Origin of the sequence: Allocatelliglobosispora scoriae (assembly GCF_014204945.1) — a bacterium.
Lineage (GTDB): Bacteria > Actinomycetota > Actinomycetes > Mycobacteriales > Micromonosporaceae > Allocatelliglobosispora > Allocatelliglobosispora scoriae.
In genome coordinates, this window is record NZ_JACHMN010000002.1 from 1359475 (window position 1) to 1379180 (window position 19706).

The following is a 19706-nucleotide window of genomic DNA, read 5'->3' on the forward strand; positions in this document are numbered from 1 at the left end:
TCTGGTCACGCGCTGGTCGCGAAGCTGTTACCGAACGTCGCTCAGAGTTGACACACATGCCTTCCCATTGACATCTCAGCGACCGCGGGCGATTCTTGCTCCAGAGAGCGCTCCCTCACATCGTTTGTCCGACTTAGAGCTCGTTCACCCGTCGAGTCGGAGCATGCAGCGATATTTCGCTTCGTGCGACGGCCTCCGCTGCCCGCGGAGCCGCCGCCGGAGTGCATGGGGAGGCCTGATGTGCCTGGTCCGGCTTCTTCTCCAGTCGTCGCGTGCGAGCCTAAGCCATCCGTCAGGAGATGTAATGAGATCCGTCCAGCTCGCGGCGGCTGCGCCGCGAACTAGTTCCCCCGGCCGACGCCGGCTCTATCTCACGATGAGCCTGCTCGGCGCACTCCTAGCCTCCTATGTGGCCGTGCTCTCGACCTCGGCGAGCGCGGCCGACACCCTGATCTCGCAGGGCCGGCCCGCCACGGCCTCCTCCATCGAGAACGCCGGCACCCCCGCCGCCAGCGCCGTCGACGGCAACCTGACCGGCACCCGCTGGTCCAGTGCCGCGAGCGACCCGCAGTGGATCCAGGTCGACCTCGGCGGCACCGCGACCATCAGCCAGGTCGTCCTGCGCTGGGAAGCCGCCTACGCCACCGCTTTCCAGGTGCAGACCTCGGCATCCGCCACCGGCCCGTGGACCAACATCTACAGCACCACCACCGGCACCGGCGGCGTGCAGACGCTCAACGTGACCGGCTCCGGGCGCTACATCCGGGTGAACGGCACAGCACGTGCCACGGTCTACGGCTACTCCCTCTGGGAGTTCCAGGTCTACGGCACCGTCGCGGGCACCCCCGGCGGCTGTGACACGGTCAACGCCGCGCTCAACCGCCCCGCCACCGCCTCCTCGGTGCAGGCGCCCTTCACGGCGGCCGCCGCGGTCGACGGCAGCACCGGCACCCGCTGGTCCAGCCTCGCGGCCGACCCGCAGTGGCTCCAGGTCGACCTCGGCACCAGCAAGGCGATCTGCCAGGTCGGGCTCAACTGGGAGGCGGCCTACGCGTCCGCGTTCCAGATCCAGGTCTCCGAGACCGGCACCGGCGGCTGGACCACCATCTACAGCACCACGACGAGCTCCGGTGGCGTCCAGACGATCCCGGTGACCGGCACCGGCCGCTTCCTGCGGGTCAACGGGACCGCGCGGGGCACGCAGTGGGGCTACTCGCTCTGGGAGCTGGTCGTCAACACCGGCACCGGTACGCCGCCCAGCTCGCCCGCGCCGCCCAGCTCCCCGCCGCCGAACTCGCCCTCGCCCAGCCCTTCGACGCAGCCCGGCACCGACGTGCTGCTCTCCTACAACAAGCCGGGCGTCGCCTCCACCTCGCAGGATGACGGTGCCTGCTGGCAGTGCCTGCCGCTGCGCGCCTTCGACCTCGACCCGGCTTCCCGGTGGGCGACGAGCCCGACCGGCGGCTGGGTGGATCCGGGCTGGATCTACGTCGACCTCGGCGCCACGGCACAGATCCACAAGGTCGTGCTGCAGTGGGACCCGGCGTACGCCACGGCGTACCAGATCCAGACCTCGGCGGACGCGAACACCTGGACCACGATCTACTCCACCACGACGAGCACCGGGTTCAAGCAGACCATCACCGGGCTCACCGGCACCGGCCGCTACGTGCGCATGTACGGCACGGCGCGCAGCAGCACCTACGGCTACTCGCTGTGGGAGTTCCAGGTCTACGGCACCGGCGGCGCACCCACCGCGCCACCGGCCCAGCCCGCCGACCCGGCCTTCCCGGCCAACAACCTGATCTGGAGCGACGAGTTCAACGGTGCCGCGGGCAGCAAGCCCGACCCGGCCAAGTGGACCATCGACCCGGGCACGGGCCAGAACGGTGAGATCCAGTACTACACCAACAACGAGAACGCGTCGATGAACGGCACCGGCGCCCTCGTCATCGAGGCCCGCAAGCAGACCCTCGGCGGCCGCGACTACACCTCGCACCGGATGAACACCGGCACCAAGTTCACCACCCAGTACGGCCGGGTCGAGGCGCGGATCCAGGTACCCAAGGGCAACGGCCTGTGGCCCGCGTTCTGGATGATGGGCGCCGACTTCCTCACCGGCCGCCCGTGGCCCTACAACGGCGAGATCGACATCATGGAGGTCCTCGGCCGCAACACGCTGGAGGGCTACTCCACGCTGCACGCGCCCGCCTACAACGGCGGCAACGGCTACGGCCAGAAGTACACCGCCCCCGGCGGCGCCGACCTGTCGGCCGGATTCCACGTCTGGGCGGTCGAGTGGAACAGCCAGGGCATGCGCTTCCTGCTCGACGGCACGCAGGTCTTCTACGCCAGCAAGGCGACGGTCGAGTCGACCCGCGGCCCGTGGGTCTACGACCACCCGTTCTACGTGATCCTCAACCTCGCGGTCGGCGGCGACTTCCCCGGTCCGGTGGACGCCACCACGCCCTTCCCGTCGCGGATGCTCGTCGACTACGTACGCGTCTACAAGTAACCGCGTCCCAGTAACCGATCGGGGCGGGCGGGTGCTGTCACACCCGCCCGCCCCCCGACCCCCGTACGATCCCGTCCCCTCCTCATGCCAGGAGAATCGTCATGAACCAGGTTTTACCCCGCCCCGCTCGTCCACGACGTCTGAGGATCGCCGGTCTCGCGATGGCCATCGCGGGTCTGGTCGGCACCTCGATTATCACCTCCGCCAGCCCGGCGAGCGCCGCCGACGTCCTGCTGTCCCAGGGCCACACGGCGACCGCCTCCTCGGTGGAGAACGGCGGTGCCGCAGCCGCCAACGCGGTTGACGGCAACAACGGAACCCGCTGGTCCAGCGCGTTCAGCAACCCGCAGTGGCTCCAGATCGACCTCGGCGCCACCGCCCAGGTCAACCAGGTGGTCCTGCGCTGGGAAGGCGCCTATGCCACGGCCTTCCAGATCCAGGTCTCCCCCAGCGGCGGCAACCCGTGGACCACCATCTACTCCACCACCACCGGCACGGGCGGAAACCAGACCCTCAACGTCTCGGGTTCCGGCCGCTACATCCGGCTCTACGCCACGGCCCGAGCCACCCAGTACGGCGTCTCGCTCTGGGAGTTCCAGGCCTTCGGCACCGGCGGCGCTCCGGCACCCGGCGGCGGTGGCGGCGGTCCGATCGTGCGCGTCGCCGAGTTCCTCGCCGACTGCCCCTTCACCCACCGGCTCCCGGACGACCCGATCGTCTTCCCGGGCCTGCCGGGCGCCTCGCACTCGCACGACTTCTTCGGCAACACCTCGACCAACGCCAACTCCACGGTCCAGACGCTCGCCGCGGCGGGCAGCAACTGCAACCCGGCGGTCGACCTGTCGTCCTACTGGGTGCCGACGCTCTACGTCAACAACGTCGCGGTCCCGCCCACCGGCACCACCTTCTACTACCTGGGTGAGGGCATCAACGAGAACCTGCTCCCGACGACGCAGGCCCTCCCCTACGGCCTGCGGATCGTGGCGGGCAACGCCAAGGCCACCGGGCCGAACGACAACACCATCTCCCGCTGGTCCTGCCTGCACCACAACGAGGTCGGCTCGTCCCACGACTTCGTCACCTGCCCGGCCGACTCGATGCTGGAGTCCTACCTGGACTTCCCGCAGTGCTGGAACGGCACGACCCTCGACTCGGCCGACCACAAGAGCCACATGGCCTACCCGGTCAACGGCGCCTGCCCGGCGTCGCATCCGGTCGCGGTGCCCAAGGTCCGCCAGGTGCTGCGCTACCCGGTGACCGGCAACCCGCTCAACCGGATCCGGCTCTCCTCCGGCGGCGGCTTCACCATGCACGGCGACTTCTTCAACGCATGGCCGATCGCCGAGATGGAGCGTCGCGTCAACGACTGCATCCGTCCGAAGATCAAGTGCGGGGCGAACGGCACCCCGTGACCTGAGTCAGCATCGCCCGGGGCGGGCCGCCGAACCGCCCCGGGCGATGCCCTTACCGCTTGGAGGCGTACCAGATGAGGTTTAAACTGCTCGCGGGCCTGGCGCTGATCGCGGCGCTCGCCCCCGGCTGCGCCTCGCCCGCACCGGCACCGACCGCGACCGCCTCCACGGCCGCGCCCGTCGCCGTCGCCGGCGGGACCGACCTGGCCTGGACCCAGCTCACGCTCGCCCTCGACGAGCACGCACTGCAGATCCTGGAGCTGGCACCCGAGCGCGCCGCCGACGCGAAGCTCAAGGCGTTCGCCGCCGAGGTCGCCGCCGCGCACCGCGACGAGGCGGCCGAGCTGAAGCGGATGCTCGTCGAGATCCAGGCGCCGCCCGGCAACCCGCACGAGGGGCACGTCATGCCCGGCATGGTCACCCCCGAGGCGCTCGCGGCCATGCGCGCCAGCAGCGGTGCGGCCTTCGACGCGCTGCTCACCACCAGCCTGCGCGAGCACCTGAGCCAGTGCCTCAGCCTGGCGAAGTCCGAGCAGAAGGCCGGCAGCCAGCCCGCGGTGAAGGCGCTCGCGATGGCGATCGAGAAGGACCGTGGGAGCGCCCTGGAGCGCCTTACCGCGTTAACCCCTCGGTAGAGCGCTCTCACGCGTGTAGCGTCGCTCTCATGCCCCCCGCACCACCCTCCCGGCGCGCCCCCTGGCCCGTGCTGAGCCTCGCCGTCATGTCCCTGGCGGTCTTCTTCTCCATCACCACCGAGGTGCTGCCGACCGGGCTGCTGCCCTCGATGAGCCGCTCGCTCGGCGTCTCCCCCGGCAAGCTCGGCCTGCTGGTCACGGCATATGCGCTGGTGGTCGCGGTGCTCGCCGCGCCGCTCGGCATCGCCACGGCCAGGTTCGCGCGCCGCCCGCTGCTCACCGCAACCCTCGTCGGGTACGCCTCCAGCAACGCCGTCATGGCGCTGAGCAGTTCCTACGCGCTCGCGATCGGGGCACGCCTGATCGGCGGGCTCAGCCATGCACTCTTCTGGGCGATGCTCGGCGGCTATGTGGCCCGGATGGTCTCACCCGAACGGGTCGGCCGCGCGGTCACCCTGGTCTCGTCGGGCGGGCTGCTGGCGGTGCTCTTCGGCGTACCGGCGGGGACGGCGCTCGGCGTCGCGATCGGCTGGCGCCCCACCTATGTCATCCTCGCCGTCGCACCGGTGCTGCTGATCGTGCTCGGCTGGCGCGCGCTGCCCGACCTGCCCGGCACCACGGGCGGGAAGGAGCAGCGGCTCGCCCAGGTGGCCCGGATCCCCGGGCTCGTGCCCGTCGTCGTGGTGACGGCGGTGACGATGCTCGGACAGTTCACCTTCTCGACCTATGTGGCACCGTTCCTGCTGCACGTCGGCCTCGCCGAGGAACAGATCAGTCCGGTGCTGCTCGCGTCCGGGGTCGCCGGGGGGCTGGGACTCCTCGCCACCGGCGTCTTCATCGACCGGCGCCTGCGGGCCGGGATGCTCATCGGCACCGCCGCGCTGGGTACGGCACTGGCGGTCCTCGCCTTCGGGCCGACATCGGTGGCGCTCGTCGTCGCCGGGATCTGCGTGACCGGGGTGGCGATGGGGTCGATCCCGGTCTTCGTACAGACCGCGACCCTGCGGGCCCGCGCCCGGCGCGCCCGATGCGGCGAGCGGGCTCAACGCGGCGTCGTTCAACCTCGGGATCGCCGGTGGGGCGCTCATCGGCGGTATCGTCGTCGACCACCTCGGCCCGGCGGCGCTGCCGGTGATCGCGGCGACGCTGGTCGGTGTCGGTTTCGTGGTCATCGCGACGACTCGCCTCGGCCGCCCGGACCCGTCCCCGCCCGGCGACGACCTCATCCCGTCAGATTCGTCCCCCCTCACCGCCTCCGCGTGACCTCCTCCTCACCCCCTTCCCCGGGGCGCGCTTCCCCGGGGGCCACGTTTTGCAGCAAAGCGTGGCCTCGCGCGGCGAAATGAGCACGCTTTGCTGCAAACCGCGCCCCCCGGGTCGGGACCGCGCCCAAGATCGCCGCAACTCTTCAAGAGTTGGTCTTAAAGCCCTCTCGGACTTCGACCTTGGCGCAGAAGTGCTGCTCCAGCGACACCTCGGCGCCACGATCTCGCCGATGAGCGGGCCTGGAGCGCCGCAGCGCCCGCCCACCGCACCAGCACCCGCAAGATCAGGCCTCGGTGGAGTCGCGGGACATGCCGGCCCAGGGGTTGTAGTCGACCTCGAGCTCCTCCTGCGCCGGCCGATCCGCCTCGGGCACGTGCTGGAGGTTGATGCGGATGCGGTACCAGACCGAGCTCCGACCGCGCATGCCGTCGACGAGGATGTCGGCGGGCTCCAGCAGCGGCACGACTCCCGGATGGCGTTCCTTCCAGCGGTCCAGGCCCGCCTCCGCCTCCTCGCGGGTCTTCGCCCGGGCGATCTCGATCAGCGGCATCGCCGACTGGCGGCGGCCGGTGCCCTTGGGCGGCTTCTCCGCCGGGCCGAGCTCCTTGGCGAGCGCGAGCAGCGGTGCCAGCGAGCCGGTCGCCGTCTCGATCCCGGCCCACGGGTCGCCGATGGCGCGGAAGCGCTCGGCGACGCTCGCGAGCGTGAACTCCTCCGGCTTGCAGCCGGGCACCTCGTCCCAGGTCAGCGGCGTCGAGACCCGGGCGTCGGCGACGGCGCGCACCGAGTAGGCCGACGCGACGGTCCGGTCCTTGGCGTTCTGGTTGAAGTCGACGAAGACACCCTCGCGGTCCTCCTTCCACCACTTGCTGGTGGCGAGGTCGGGAGCGCGCCGTTCCACCTCGCGGGCGACCGTCTCGGCGGCGAGCCGCACCTTGGGGTAGGGCCACTCCGGCGCGATCCGGGCATAGATGTGGAAGCCCCGCGAACCGGAGGTCTTGGGCCAGGCGGTGAGCCCGTGATCGGCGAGGACCTGCTGCACGACAAGGGCGACCTCGACGATCTGCGCCCAGCCGACGCCGGGCACGGGATCGAGGTCGATGCGCAGCTCGTCGGGGTGGTCGAGGTCCTCTGCCTGCACCGGGTGCGGGTTGAGGTCGATGCAGCCGAGGTTGACGACCCAGGCGAGCGCGGCGGCGTCGCGGACGACGACCTCCTCGGCGGAGGTGCCGGAGGCGTATTTCAGCTCCGCCACCTCGATCCAGTCCGGCCGGGCGGTGGGGGCGCGCTTCTGGAAGAACGCCTCCTCGTCGATGCCCTTGACGAACCGCTTGAGGATCATCGGCCGCCCGGTGACCCCGCGCAGCGCGCCGTCGGCAACGGTGAGGTAGTAGGTGACCAGGTCGAGCTTGGTGAGCCCGGACTCCGGGAAGATCACCTTGTCCGGGTGGGTGATCGTCACCTCGCGCCCGCCGACGGAGACGACCTGAGACGTGGCCATGCCTTCACCTTAGGACCAACTCTTCAAGAGTTGCGCCGATCTTGGCCCGCTCGCTGTCACGTTTTGCAGCAAAGCGTGGCCATCTCGCGAAGCGAGGCCACGCTTTGCTGCAAAACGTGACCGGGTCACGCGGGGAGGGCGACTCGCCACTGGCGGACGGTGCCGGGGCGGCGGATCGCCATCGACAGGCCGGCCGCGCCGACCGACAAGGCCCCCGCGACGTAGAACGCCGCGTTGTAGCTGCCCAGCGAGTCGCGGACGGCACCGGCACCGAACGCGGCGACCGCAGCACCGATCTGGTGCGACGCGAAGACCCAGCCGAAGACGATCGGCCCGGAGACGCCGAACTGCTCACGGCAGAGCGCGATCGTCGGCGGTACGGTCGCCACCCAGTCCAGGCCGTAGAAGATGATGAAGACCAGCATGCTCGGGTGCGCCTGCGCGCCGAAGAACCCCGGCAGGATCAGCAGCGACAGCCCGCGCAGCAGGTAATAGGCCCCGAGCAGCACCCGTGAGTCGAAGCGGTCGGTGAGCCAGCCGGAGAGCACCGTACCGACGATGTCGAACAGGCCGACGAGCGCCAGCAGGTTCGCCGCGGTCGTGATCGGCATGCCGTGGTCGTGCGCGGCGGGGATGAAGTGGGTGCCGATCAGGCCGTTCGTCGTCATCCCGCAGATCGCGAAACCACCCACGAGCAGCCAGAAGGCCCCCGACCGCGAGGCGTCCCGCAGCGCCGTCAGGGCGCGCCGGGCCGCGCCCCCTCCCGATCCCCCGGTGGGTACGCCATCAGCCGCCTCCGCCCCCAGCGCCGTCACACCGAGGTCGGCCGGGTCGTCCCGCAGCCGCCACAGCACCAGCGGCACGACGAGCAGGGCTGTCGCGGAGATGACGAGCGTGGCGATGCGCCACCCCTGCGCCTGGGTCAGCGAGGCGATGAAGGTGAGGAAGATGAGCTGGCCGGTGGCGCTGGCCGCGGTGAGGATGCCGGTGACGACGCCCCGGTGCTTGACGAACCAGCGGCTGGTGACCGTCGCGACGAAGGCGAGCGCCATCGACCCGGCGCCGAGCCCGACGAGCACACCCCAGCAGACGATGAGCTGCCACGATTGGCGCATGAAGACGGTGAGGCCGCTGCCCAGCGAGATCATGAGCAGCGCGAAGGCGGTGACCTTCCGGATGCCGAAGCGCTCCATCAGGGCGGCGGCGAAGGGTGCCGTGAGGCCGAAGAGCACGAGGTTGACGGAGACGGCGGCACCGATCGTCGCCGTCGACCAGCCGAACTCGTCCTGCAGCGGCTCGATGAGTACGCCGGGGGCCGATCGGAATCCGGCGGCACCGATCAGGGCCACGAACGCCACGGCGGCCACGGACCAGGCGGGGTGAAGTCTTCTCGTCACGACCTCATCATGATCCTGCCGTCGGCACGGAGCGAGTGGCTTGACTGCCACTATGTGAAAGAATCAGGCCATGCATCGGATCGCCGTCCTCGCCTTCGACGTCACCGTCGCCTTCGACCTGGGCATCCCGGCGCAGGTCTTCCCCGCCGCCGACCAGCCCGGTGAGCAGCAGCTCTACTCGGTCAGCACGGCGACCTCGGGGCGTGCTCCGGTGCGTACCAGCGCGGGGTTTGCGATCCTCCCCGACCACGGCCTGGAGCTGCTCGACGCCGCCGACACCGTGATCGTGCCGGGGGTGCACCGCTCGTCGCTGGAGCTGGATCCGCAGGATCCGGCGCTCGCGGCGCTGCGGGCCGCGCACGAGCGGGGCGCGCGGATCATGTCGATCTGCACCGGGGCGTTCGTGCTGGCGGCGGCGGGGCTGCTGGCGGGGCGGCCGGCGACGACGCACTGGGCATACGCCGACCGGTTCCGCCGGGCGTTCCCCGATGTGGAGCTGCGGCCCGACGTGCTCTTCGTCGACGACGGCGACGTGCTCACCTCGGCCGGGGTGGCGGCCGGGGTCGACCTGTGCCTGCACGTGCTGCGCCGCGACCACGGCAGCGAGGTCGCCAACCGGGCGGCTCGGCGCTGCGTGGTGCCGCCGTGGCGCGACGGCGGGCAGTCGCAGTTCATCGACCGGCCGATGCCGCCCGTCGGCGACGCCTCGACCGCGTCGGCCCGGGCCTGGGCGCTGACCCGGCTCGACGAACCGCTCGACCTCGACGCACTGGCCCGGCATGCGCGGATGAGCGTGCGCACCTTCACCCGGCGGTTCCGCGACGAGACCGGCGTCAGCCCCGGCCGGTGGCTCACCCACCAGCGGATAGAGCACGCCCGACGGCTGCTGGAGACGACCGACCTGCCGATCGACCAGGTCGCGACGCGGGCCGGGTTCGGCACGGCCACCTCGCTGCGCCAGCACCTGCACGCGGCGATCGGCGTCGCACCCGCCGCCTACCGCCGCACCTTCCGCCGCTGACCCGGTTCGGAGCTCCGACTGCCGGGTGCTCCAGTTAGGACCAACTCTTGAAGAGTTGGCCCTAACCCGGGGGCGAGCAGCGCGCGGCGTGCGGCCTCGACCCGCACGGTGGCCACACCCTGGCCGCAACTCTTCAAGAGTCGGTCCTAACGGCGGGGTGCTGGCGGTGACCGGTGACGGACCGCACCCCTAGGATCACCGGCAGACCCTCACCCCCGGAGAGACCCATGGCCGTCGCCGAAGAGCCGAAGCCCAGCAGCGGGCTGAGCAAGACGAGCACCGTCGTCACCATCATCAGCACGCTCGTCGGCCTGATCCTCGCCTATCTGACCTTCGCCGCGACGGTGGGCTGGCCCCCCTTCGGCGACGACAACCCGGCCCATGACGCCAAGGGCAGGTCGGTCGCCGTCTACAAGGGAGACAGCGCGCAGGGCCGGCCGAGGTGCGGCATCCCGTCCTGCGCGTTCATCGCGGTGGAGCTGAAGGGCTTCCCCAAGCTCACGGACGTCCGCTGCACCTTCGACAGCAGCCAGGGGCCGAGGGACTTCCTCGACTTCGTGGGCCGCACCGACAGCAAGGGCTCCCTGCTGGGGCAGAGCCAGAACTACATCGGCACCGGCTGGGTCAGCGCCACCTGTGACGGCGTCCGGGGCGAGCTCAACCCCTGGTAGGACTCACGCCTCGCGCGCTGGAGTGGGCCTTTCGCGCGCCCATATATCGATACATTTATTGTTTACGAAATAGTCATGCCCCGGGTAATCCGGCGACGGCATGACGATTCGTGAATAGGTCGCGAAAACCGACCATTTCCCAGGTCGATCTTTGATAAATCCCTCGAACCCTTGACACGGTTCCTTCACTGCTCTTTCATATTGGTACATACGTTCGAATGAAGCGAATGAACCGCCCGCCGACCGGCCGGGCGGGCCTTTCGTCTATCCACATCATGCAGTCGGTCGTGTTTTCCCAGCTCAGGACATGATCACGGAGGGAGGAACAGTGCAGGTATTCGACTATTCGACAGCCCATAAAAGCCTTGTCGAAAGCGTCGAGGTCGCACGATTCGAACAGTATCCGGCGACTCTCGGATTCCCATTCAAAGCGATGTGGTACTGCATTCCGCCACAGGACAACAGTCCACCGGACCGGCACCCGGAATACGAATTCTCCATCGCCGTCCGGGGCAGCGCCACGGTGGACGTGAACGGCGTTCGCACCGTCGTCGACCAGGGATCGGCCTTCCTGCTGGACAGCTCCGAGGGGCACACGGTCTACAACACCTCGCCCGACGAGGCATTGCTGATCTTCAGTGTCTACTGGATGCCCGCCACGAATTCGAACAGGTGTTCGAATGACGACCGATAAGCTCGTCGTCATCACGATGCCGCAGCCGACCGTGAATGGTCCGCTGCACATCGGCCACCTCTCCGGTCCCTATGTCGCAGCCGACATCGCGGCCCGGGCGGCCAGGGCCCGCGGTGTCCGGGCGATCCTCTCCACCGGTCTCGACGTCCACCAGAACTACGTGCTGCTCCAGGCGGAACGGACGGGGATCCCGGTCGAGAAGATGCTCACCGAGTTCCGCACCGAGATCGTCGAGACCTACCGGCTCGCCGGGATCCGCCACGACAACTTCACCGACCCGCTGCTGCCCGGGCACGACATCATCATCGACGGGCTGGTCAACCGGCTGATCACCAGCGGCGCGGTCCACCTGACGGAGTTCGACCTCAAGGTCTGCTCCGACTGCGACCGCACGCTCTACCAGTCCTATGTGACGGGCCGGTGCTCCCGCTGCGGCGGCGAGGCGGCGGGCGGTGCCTGCGAGGGCTGCGGCTCGTTCACCTCCGCGCAGGACCTCGTCGATCCGGTCTGCGGCGTGTGCGGTGGAGCCGCCCGGACGGTACCGACCGTGCTGCCCGTGCTGCGCATGGAGGACTACCGCGACCGGCTGACAGAGCTGTGGGTGCGGGCGGAACTCCCGAGCCGGGTCCGCAGCCTGATCGCCCACCACCTCAGGGTGGGGCTGCCCGCCGTGCCGCTCGCCTACCCCGCCGACTGGGGTGTGCCGGGGACCGCGGCGATCGCCGGGATGCGGGTGGACGCCCACGCCGAGGTCGCCCTCACCGACCTCTACGGCATCGCCCGCCACGTCTACCCGGACGCCGAGACCCTCGGCGACTACCGGGCAGCCTGGGGCGAGGTCGGCGAGCTGTGGCACTGCCACGGCATCGACAACGCCTTCTGGTACGCCGTCTACTGGCCCGCGATCTGGGCAGCCGCCGGACTCGACCCGCTGCCCCTCACCGGCCTCGCGGTCAACGAGTTCTACACATTGGACGGTCGGAAGTTCTCCACCAGCCGCAACCACGCCATCTGGGCCAACGAACTGCTCACCGGCGAGGACCCCGCGATCGTCCGGCTCTACCTCGCCTGGGACCGACCCGACCGCTACGCCAGCGACTTCACGATGGCCGCGTTCACCGCCTTCCGCGACCGGGTGGCCCCCCTGCTCGACGGCACCGCACCGACCACGCCGATGCCGCCGGAGCTCGCCGCCGCCGAGCTCGCCCGCGGCCTGGCGGCGCTGCGGCTCGACGGGTTCTCCCCGCCGACCGCCGCACGCTGCCTGCTCACGCTGCTCGCCGCCGGGGCGCCGGACGTGGAGCCGCTGCGGTCCGCGCTGACCGGGCGGGGGTGACGGCGATGCGCATCTGCGTCATCGGCGGCGGGCTCGCCGGGGCACTGCTCGCGTGGCGACTCGCCGGCCGCGCCCGGCAGGTCGACATCTTCACCGGCGACGACGGCGAGCGGGACGCGACCGATGCCTCCGGTGGCGGGGTGCGCGGCTACGAGACGCATCCCGTCCAGCGCGAACTCGCCGTGGCGAGCCTCGCCGAGCTCCTGTCGAGCCGGGTCCTGCGGGAGTGGGCCGACTTCCGGCGGACGGGGTCGGCGTACCTGCGGGAGGGTTCTGCGGAGCTGTCGGCCGAACTGGCCGAGGTGGACCGCTGCGTTTACGGGTCGGTCTCGCTGGCGGCGACCGATGAGCTGACCCGCGCGGGCTGGGCCGGGCTGCCCGCCGGGACGGTCGCCGTCACGGAGCGGTTCGCCGGCTACATCTCACCGCACCGGCTGCGCAGCCGGGTGCTCGCCGACCTCGCCGGACGGCAGCGCACCACCGTGCGGACCGGCGCGATCACCGCGCTGGTCCCGCACACCGACGGCACCGTCGACTGCCGCACCGTGGAGGCGGTGCGGCGTTACGACGTCGTCGTCATCGCGGCGGGGGCCTGGACCCCGGCGCTGCTGCGGGCGAGCGGCCTGCCCGCCGACGGCTACCGGACCAAGGCGATCCAGTACACGGTCTACCCGGCCGGCGGCTGGCGACCGCCGGTCTTCGTCGACGAGACGTCCGGGCTCTTCGGCCGGCCCACCGCCGACGGCGCCGTGCTGCTGGGACTGCCCACGCAGTCCTGGGGCGCGGGACCGGGCGAATCATCGGGGACCACCGCCCTGCACGTGGAGGCGAGCAGGGTGGCCCGGACCCGGTTCCCCCGGCTGCGCCTGGGCCCGCCGCGATCGCGGATCAGCGCCACCGACTGCTATGCCGGGCAGCCCGTCCTGCGGTTGCGGCCCGTCGGTGCGGCGCCCCGGCTGCACACCTTCACCGGTGGTGCCGGCGGCTCGGTGAAGACCGCGCTCGCCGCGAGCTCGATCGCCGCCGCTCAGCTCACCGCTGATTGAACAGCCCTTCGGCGCCACCGCGCCGCGGGTCCGTGAACCACCGCTGAACACCATCACCCGTCAGAAAGGTTCATCCCATGTCCGACCGTACAGTCAATGATCTTGGTTGTGTGCCGGCCGAACTCCCCTACTTCCACACGGTGGGGATCGGCGCCGGACCGGCCAACCTCAGCCTCGCCGCCCTCTTCGAATCCGCGACCACCGAGCGCATCGCGCTCTTCGACGCGGCTCCCGGCCCGTCGTGGCACGCCGACCTGCTCTATTCGGGGGTACGCATGCAGACGGGCTGGCTGAAGGATCTCGTCTCCCTCGTCGACCCGCGGCACAAGCTGACCTTCCACAACTACCTGGTCACCACCGGACGGCTCTACGCCCTGCTCAACGCCCAGTTCGACGCGATTCCCCGCATCGAGTACCAGCGCTACCTCGCCTGGGCCGCCGAGCAGATCGGCAACATCTCCTACAGCTCCCGGATCGACCGGGTCTCCTTCGGCGAGGGCGGCTTCACCGTCCACTCCGACGGCAAGCCGCTGGCCCGCTCGGAGCACCTGGTGCTGGGCGTCGGCACCAGGCCGATGCTGCCGGCCTACCTCGGCGGGCTCCCGGCCGACCAGGTCTTCATCGCCGACGGGCTCGCCGCCCGGCTCGACGCGATGCGCGCCGACACCGAGGCGCCCGTCGCCGTGATCGGCGCCGGACAGACCGGCATCGAGTGCGTGTTCCGGCTGCTCGGCGCGGGCTTCACCGACATCTCGTGGTTCGGTCGCCACCAGTGGTTCCAGAGCATCGACGACTCGCCGATCGCCAACGACATCTACCGGCCGCAGCACGTCGACTACATGCAGGAGCTGACCCGGACCACCCGGCGGCAGCTCATCGCCGACCACAAGCTGACCGGCGACGCCCTCACCCCGGGTGCGCTGCGCGCGCTCTACCAGGCCAACTACGACGGCATGCTGGAGCTGGGCCGCTATCCGGTGACCCTGCTGCCGCACCGGGACGTCACCTCGGGCGAGCGCGACGGCAACGACATCGTGCTGCGCTGCACGTCGCCGGAGCGGCGCGAGGAGTACCGGTTCCGCCACGTCGTGGTCGCCGCCGGGCGGGAGGCGACGCCGCTGCCCCTCGACGACGAGCTGCGCGAGCGGATCGACCTCGACGACGAGAACGAGATGATCGTCGAGTCGGACTTCTCGGTGCGCTGGAAGGGGATGAACGGGCACAAGATCTATGCCCTGGGCGCCAGCCGCTACAGCCACGGGCTCACCAACGCCGGGCTCACCCTGCTCCCGGTCCGCGCCGCGCGGGTGGTCAACTCCATGTTCGGCACGCACATCTACCAGGTACGCGACGAGCTGTCGCCGGTCCGGTGGTGAGCACCGTGCCGGACATCAGTTACCACGGTCGGGTCTTCGTACCCGTCGTCGTCGCACCGGCGGTGCAGTCGACCGAGGAGACCCCGCGCGGGCGGTTCAGCCAGCAGGGCGACCTGGTCCGGGGCGAGTACTCCGGCGGCTGGCTGCGCGGCGGCTCCATGGTCGGCGTCTGCGATCGTGACGGCACCGTCGAGGGCGTCTACTGCCTCGCCTTCGGCAACGGAGACATGGTCGCCGGGCGCTGCCGCTACGAGCCGACGGTGCTCGCCGACGGCCGGCTGCGGATCGCCGAGCACTGGGAGCGGTTCGACGGATCCGCCGGAGTGTCCTATATAGAGGAAGTAACCGACGACGCCGGCGCCACCGCGCCGTCGCGTCGAGGAGAGGAGCACTAGTCATGCACGACAACCCCACCGTGCGGACCGGTCGGCCGCACCTGCTGGTCATCGCCACCGGGATGCGCCTGTTCCGCGAGTACCTGCTGCGCTCGATCGCGTCGCAGTACCGCATCCACATGTTCCTGCACGCCGAGCCCACCTGGGAGACCGACTACATCGCCGGGTGGACGGTGCTGGAGAGCACCCTGGACGCCGACGCGATGACCGTCGCCGCCCGCAAGCTCGACAGCACCGACCCGATCGACGGGGTCCTCTGCTGGGACGAGGCCCGCATCCTGCAGACCGCCCACGTCGCAGCGGCGCTCGGACTGCCCGGCGGCGACCCCGAGATGGTCAACCGCTGCCGCGACAAGCACCTGACCCGGCAGGCGCTCTCGGCCGCCGGGGTGCCGCAGCCGCAGTCGATCCTCGTCGACACCGTGGACGACGCCCTGATCGCGGCCGAGAAGGTCGGTTACCCGATCATCCTCAAGCCCCGGGCGCTCGCCGCCAGCCTCGGCGTGATCAAGGTCAACGACGCCGAGGAGCTCGCGGCGAACTGGGCCTTCGCCCACGACACGACCGTGCCGGAGGCGCCGCACTACGACGTCAAGGTGCTCGTGGAGGAGTTCGCCGACGGCTATGAGATCAGCATCGACTCGGCGGTCTTCGAGGGGGCGGTGCAGCCGTTCTGCCTGGCCCGCAAGGAGTTGGGCTACTTCCCCTACGCCGAGGAGGTCGGCCACTTCGTCTCGGCCACCGACCCGCTCTGGCAGGACGAGCAGCTCATCAAGGTGCTGCACGACACCCACGCCGCGCTCGGGTTCACCGACGGCGTCACCCACACCGAGATCATGATGACCGGCGACGGGCCCAAGGTGATCGAGGTCAACGCCCGGATCGGCGGCGACCTCATCCCCTATCTGGGGCTGCGGGCCAACGGGATCGACCCCGGTCTCGCCGCGGCGGCGGTCGCGTGCGGGCACGCACCGGCGATGACCCCGGATCGGAGCCTCTGCGGCGGGGTGCGGTTCTTCTACGTCGACACCGACGACACGGTGCTCACCTCGATCCGGTTCGTCGAGGAGGACCTGCCCGCCGCGACGGATCTGCTGGTGCCGCTGATGAAGGCGGGCGACACCACCTCGCCGCCGCCGAAAGGCACGCTGTGGGGCCGCATCGCGTACGCCACCGCCGTCGCCGACTCCGTCGAGGAGTGCCGGGCCGCGCTCGACCACGCCCAGGCTGCCCTGCGCTGGAACGAGGAGGTGACCGCATGACAGCCGTCGCGGACACGCAGGAAACCGGCATCCTGGTGACGATCCGGGAAGCACCGGCGGCGGTGAAGGCGCTGCTCGCCGGGGTCTTCGTCAACAAGCTCGGCTGGTTCATCCAGGTCTTCCTGGTGCTCTTCCTGACCCATCGGGGCTTCAGCGAGGTGCAGGCGGGCACGGCACTCGGCTTCTACGGCGGCGGATCCGTCATCGGCCTGATCATCGGCGGCTCGCTCGCCGACAAGCTCGGGCCGCGCAACGCGGTGCTCGTCAGCATGCTCGGCACCGCCGCGTTCGTGGTCGGCATCCTCTACGTCGACGGTTACCCGGCGCTGCTCGCGATCATCACGCTCGTCGGCGTCGTGGGCCAGTTCTACCGGCCCGCCTCGGCGGCGCTGCTCACCGAGCTGACACCGGAGAACAGGCAGGTGATGATCTTCGCGGTCTATCGCCTCGCGCTGAACCTCGGCACCACCGCCGCCCCGCTCATCGGTGCGGCGCTGCTCGCCGTCTCCTGGGACCTGCTCTTCTGGGGCGAGGCGGTGGCGGCACTCGCCTTCGCCGCGATCGTCGCGGTGGCACTGCCCCGGCGCGTTTCCGCCTCGACCGAGGCAACGGACAGCGCGGCGCCGACCGCTCCGGCACCGAGCAGTGGCTACCTGGCGATGCTCGGCGACTACCGCTACCTGCTCTTCCTGCTCTGCATGTTCCTCAACGCCGCCGTCTACATCCAGTACCTGGCGACGCTGCCGCTCGCCATGTCGGCGCGGGGGCTGAGCACCTGGTGGTTCGGGGCGGTGGTCGCGCTCAACGGCTTCCTCGTCATCACCTGCGAGCTGCTCGTCACCAAGGTGGTGCAGCACTGGCCGGCCCGGATCGTCGCCGTCATCGGGTTCATCCTGCTCGGCGGCGGCCTCGCGTTCTACGCACTGCCGTGGGCTCCGGCGGTCTTCGTCGTCGGCACGCTCATCTGGACCCTCGCCGAGATCATCGGCGGGCCGACGATGTTCGCCTACCCCGGGATGGCGGCACCGGAGCACCTGCGTGGGCGCTATATCGGTGCTGCTCACGCCATGTTCGGCCTCGGGTCGGCGCTGGGACCGATCGCCGGTGTCTACGCCTTCCGGCAGCTCGGCAACTCCGTCTGGATCTGGATCGGCGTCGTCTCCCTCGCCGGGACCGCCGCCGCCTTCTTCGGCATGCGCGGCCGCCGCGTCGTCGACCAGCCCGTCGCGGCGCTCGCCGCCGAGAAGGTGGAGGCACTGTCATGACCTACGCCATCATCGTCGATCCGCTCTCCACCGGGCAGGAGTACGGCCCGGCGTTCCGGGAGGCGGGTGCCACTCCGATCGCCGTGCTCAGCGGTCTCCAGCCGCCGGACTCCTACCTGCCGACGTGGTTCCCGGAGAATTACGAGGCGGTGCACTACTTCGACGGGGACGTCTCCGCGCTCGCCGAACAGCTCCGCGGCTACCTCGTCGACGGGTTCGTCATCCCCGGCGCCGAGTCCGGGGTGGAGCTCGCCGACCAGCTCATCGACCGCCTCACCCCCGGCGCGGGGAATGTCAGCCCGCTCAACACGGCACGCCGGGACAAGCGGGCCATGTCGGCGGCGTTGGGCGCGGCCGGCGTACCCAGACTCCGTCAGATCAGCTCCGACGACCCGGCGGTGATCGACGCTTGGCTGGCCGACAACGGCCTGGTCGGTCGTCGTCTGGTGATCAAGCCGCCGAAGGGCGGCGGCGGCGACGAGGTGCACATCATCGCCGAGGACGACGACTGGCGGACGCGGTTCGCGGAGATCCTCGGCAACACCAACAAGCTGGGAGTGCACAACGACGAGGTGCTGGTCCAGGAGTACGCCGAGGGGACGGAGTACCTCGTCGACAGCTACTCCGTGGACGGGCGGCACGCGCTGGTGGACGTCTGCCGCTACACCAAGATCCGGCGTGGCGACCAGATCGGGATCTACCGGCGGATCGACTTCCTGGAGCCCGATCATCCGGAGGTGCTGGCGATCTGGCCGTATACGCAGCAGGTGCTTGATGCTGTCGGGATCCGCGTCGGGTGCGGGCACGCGGAGGTGATGCTGACTCCGGACGGGCCTCGTTTGATTGAAGTCGCCGCTCGGCCGGCCGGAGGCGGGCACCAGATGGTGAGCGACCTCGCGACCGGGGACAACCACATCAAGCGGACGGTCGCGCACCGCCTGCGCGGTGAGTTCCGGGAGAGCTTCGACCTGGTGCAGCGGCTGCGGGGGATCTTCGTCTCGGCGCATCGCGCGGGGATCCTGCGCAACGGCGAAGTGCTGCAGAAGGCGGAGGCGCTGGCGTCGTTCCACTGGATGCGGGTGATGAAGGAGAACGGCGCGCTGGTGCCGGAGACGGTGGACCTGTTCACGTGCCTGGCCTGGGTGATCCTGATTCACCAGGACCTGGCGGTGCTGGACGAGGACTACGACCGGGTGCTGGAGCTGGAGGCCGAGATCCAGATCGATCCGGTGTAGCAGCCGGTGTTTCACGGGCCGGACCGGGCTGGCGCCTGGTCCGGCCCGTTGGCGCTGAACGGCACGGTCTGGCCGGCTGGCGCTGCACGGTCTGGCCGGCTGGCGCTGCACGGCGCGGTCCGGCCGACTGGCGCTGGACGGCACGGTCTGGCCGGCTGGCGCTGCACGGCACGGCACAGCCGACTGGCGCTGGACGGCACGGTCTGGCCGGCTGGCGCTGCACGGTCCGGCCGGCTGGCGCTGAACCGCACGGCCCGGCCGGCTGGCGCTGAACCGCACGGTCCAGCCCGTTGATGCTCGACGGTCACCGCGCCGCGGTGACGGATCGTGACGGCAAGCCGCCCGGGGACCGGTGACGCGCGCGGAGCTTTGCTCTGCTTACACCCGCGCATCGGCCACTGAATCCGGATATTCCCGGTGATGCGTCGGTGTAAGCAGAGCAAAGCTCCGCGCGCACCCTAGGCCCACCCCGCGACGATCGCTACCATGCGTGACCTACGAAATAGACCCGGACACCCCGGTGATGCGTCTGTGTAAGCAGAGCAAAGCTCCGCGCGCACCCTAGGCCCACCCGGCGGCGACCGCTACCATGCGTGACCTCCGGAAAGGACCGCGAACAGCACCCGCAGCGCGCACGGCACGGTCGCGGACAATCGCGTCGTCGGCGGGAGATGTCGGT

General features: G+C 70.4%; 16 protein-coding genes. 14 read left to right on the forward strand and 2 right to left on the reverse strand.

The genetic code is table 11. The annotated features are described in order from the left end of the window. The first annotated feature begins 304 nt into the window (after nucleotides 1-304). From F4553_RS11840 to F4553_RS11855, 4 genes are all read left to right on the forward strand, one after another. Nucleotides 305-2515, forward strand: coding sequence for a discoidin domain-containing protein (locus F4553_RS11840; RefSeq protein ID WP_376776204.1), 2211 nt, complete (start codon nucleotides 305-307; stop codon nucleotides 2513-2515). Nucleotides 2516-2676: 161 nt separating this feature from the next. Next, on the forward strand, nucleotides 2677-3927 hold the full coding sequence (locus F4553_RS11845) for a DUF1996 domain-containing protein (RefSeq protein WP_184835394.1): 1251 nt from the start codon (nucleotides 2677-2679) through the stop codon (nucleotides 3925-3927). 74 nt (nucleotides 3928-4001) lie between these two features. Further along, nucleotides 4002-4562 carry a DUF305 domain-containing protein gene (locus F4553_RS11850; protein ID WP_184835396.1) on the forward strand — a complete coding sequence of 187 codons (561 nt, stop codon included), beginning with the start codon at nucleotides 4002-4004 and terminating at the stop codon, nucleotides 4560-4562. A gap of 29 nt (nucleotides 4563-4591) precedes the next feature. Further along, on the forward strand, nucleotides 4592-5908 hold the full coding sequence (locus F4553_RS11855; protein ID WP_184835398.1) for an MFS transporter: 1317 nt from the start codon (nucleotides 4592-4594) through the stop codon (nucleotides 5906-5908). Nucleotides 5909-6111: 203 nt separating this feature from the next. On the opposite strand, the gene ligD is transcribed toward F4553_RS11855, so the two are convergent. Together ligD and F4553_RS11865 are read right to left on the reverse strand one after the other, a co-directional pair. Continuing rightward, nucleotides 6112-7329, reverse strand: coding sequence for a non-homologous end-joining DNA ligase (gene ligD / locus F4553_RS11860; protein WP_184835400.1), 1218 nt, complete (start codon nucleotides 7327-7329; stop codon nucleotides 6112-6114). A gap of 125 nt (nucleotides 7330-7454) precedes the next feature. Then, nucleotides 7455-8726 (reverse strand): MFS transporter, encoded by a 1272-nt coding sequence (locus F4553_RS11865; protein WP_184835402.1) that lies wholly within the window; start codon nucleotides 8724-8726, stop codon nucleotides 7455-7457. A 70-nt stretch (nucleotides 8727-8796) separates the two neighbouring features. On the opposite strand from F4553_RS11865, the gene F4553_RS11870 reads away from it, so the two are divergent. The 10 genes from F4553_RS11870 to F4553_RS11915 all read left to right on the forward strand — a co-directional run bounded on the left by F4553_RS11870 (nucleotide 8797) and on the right by F4553_RS11915 (nucleotide 19027). Then, entirely contained in the window at nucleotides 8797-9747 is a 951-nt protein-coding gene (locus F4553_RS11870) for a GlxA family transcriptional regulator (RefSeq protein WP_184835404.1), read from the forward strand. Nucleotides 9748-9974: 227 nt separating this feature from the next. Then, the gene (locus F4553_RS11875) at nucleotides 9975-10418 is read left to right on the forward strand and encodes a hypothetical protein (protein WP_184835406.1); all 444 of its coding nucleotides are present in this window, start codon (nucleotides 9975-9977) and stop codon (nucleotides 10416-10418) included. A 328-nt stretch (nucleotides 10419-10746) separates the two neighbouring features. Further along, nucleotides 10747-11112: a cupin domain-containing protein gene (locus tag F4553_RS11880; protein ID WP_184835408.1), complete on the forward strand. Its 366-nt coding sequence runs from the start codon at nucleotides 10747-10749 to the stop codon at nucleotides 11110-11112. Then, nucleotides 11099-12448 (forward strand): class I tRNA ligase family protein, encoded by a 1350-nt coding sequence (locus tag F4553_RS11885; protein WP_184835410.1) that lies wholly within the window; start codon nucleotides 11099-11101, stop codon nucleotides 12446-12448. Before F4553_RS11880 ends, F4553_RS11885 begins: the two co-directional genes overlap by 14 nt. A 5-nt stretch (nucleotides 12449-12453) precedes the next feature. Further along, nucleotides 12454-13494 carry an FAD-dependent oxidoreductase gene (locus F4553_RS11890; protein WP_184835412.1) on the forward strand — a complete coding sequence of 347 codons (1041 nt, stop codon included), beginning with the start codon at nucleotides 12454-12456 and terminating at the stop codon, nucleotides 13492-13494. Nucleotides 13495-13571: 77 nt separating this feature from the next. Continuing rightward, nucleotides 13572-14870: a SidA/IucD/PvdA family monooxygenase gene (locus F4553_RS11895; protein WP_184835414.1), complete on the forward strand. Its 1299-nt coding sequence runs from the start codon at nucleotides 13572-13574 to the stop codon at nucleotides 14868-14870. Nucleotides 14871-14875: 5 nt separating this feature from the next. Continuing rightward, nucleotides 14876-15265: an avidin-fold protein gene (locus tag F4553_RS11900; RefSeq protein ID WP_184835416.1), complete on the forward strand. Its 390-nt coding sequence runs from the start codon at nucleotides 14876-14878 to the stop codon at nucleotides 15263-15265. Between the two features lie 2 nt (nucleotides 15266-15267). After that, a complete protein-coding gene (locus tag F4553_RS11905; protein WP_184835418.1) occupies nucleotides 15268-16527 on the forward strand; it encodes an ATP-grasp domain-containing protein in 1260 nt (419 codons plus the stop codon). Next, nucleotides 16524-17792 (forward strand): MFS transporter, encoded by a 1269-nt coding sequence (locus F4553_RS11910; protein ID WP_184835420.1) that lies wholly within the window; start codon nucleotides 16524-16526, stop codon nucleotides 17790-17792. Before F4553_RS11905 ends, F4553_RS11910 begins: the two co-directional genes overlap by 4 nt. Further along, complete coding sequence (locus F4553_RS11915) at nucleotides 17789-19027, forward strand: ATP-grasp domain-containing protein (RefSeq protein ID WP_184835422.1); 1239 nt, start codon at nucleotides 17789-17791, stop codon at nucleotides 19025-19027. Before F4553_RS11910 ends, F4553_RS11915 begins: the two co-directional genes overlap by 4 nt. Nucleotides 19028-19706 lie beyond the last annotated feature (679 nt).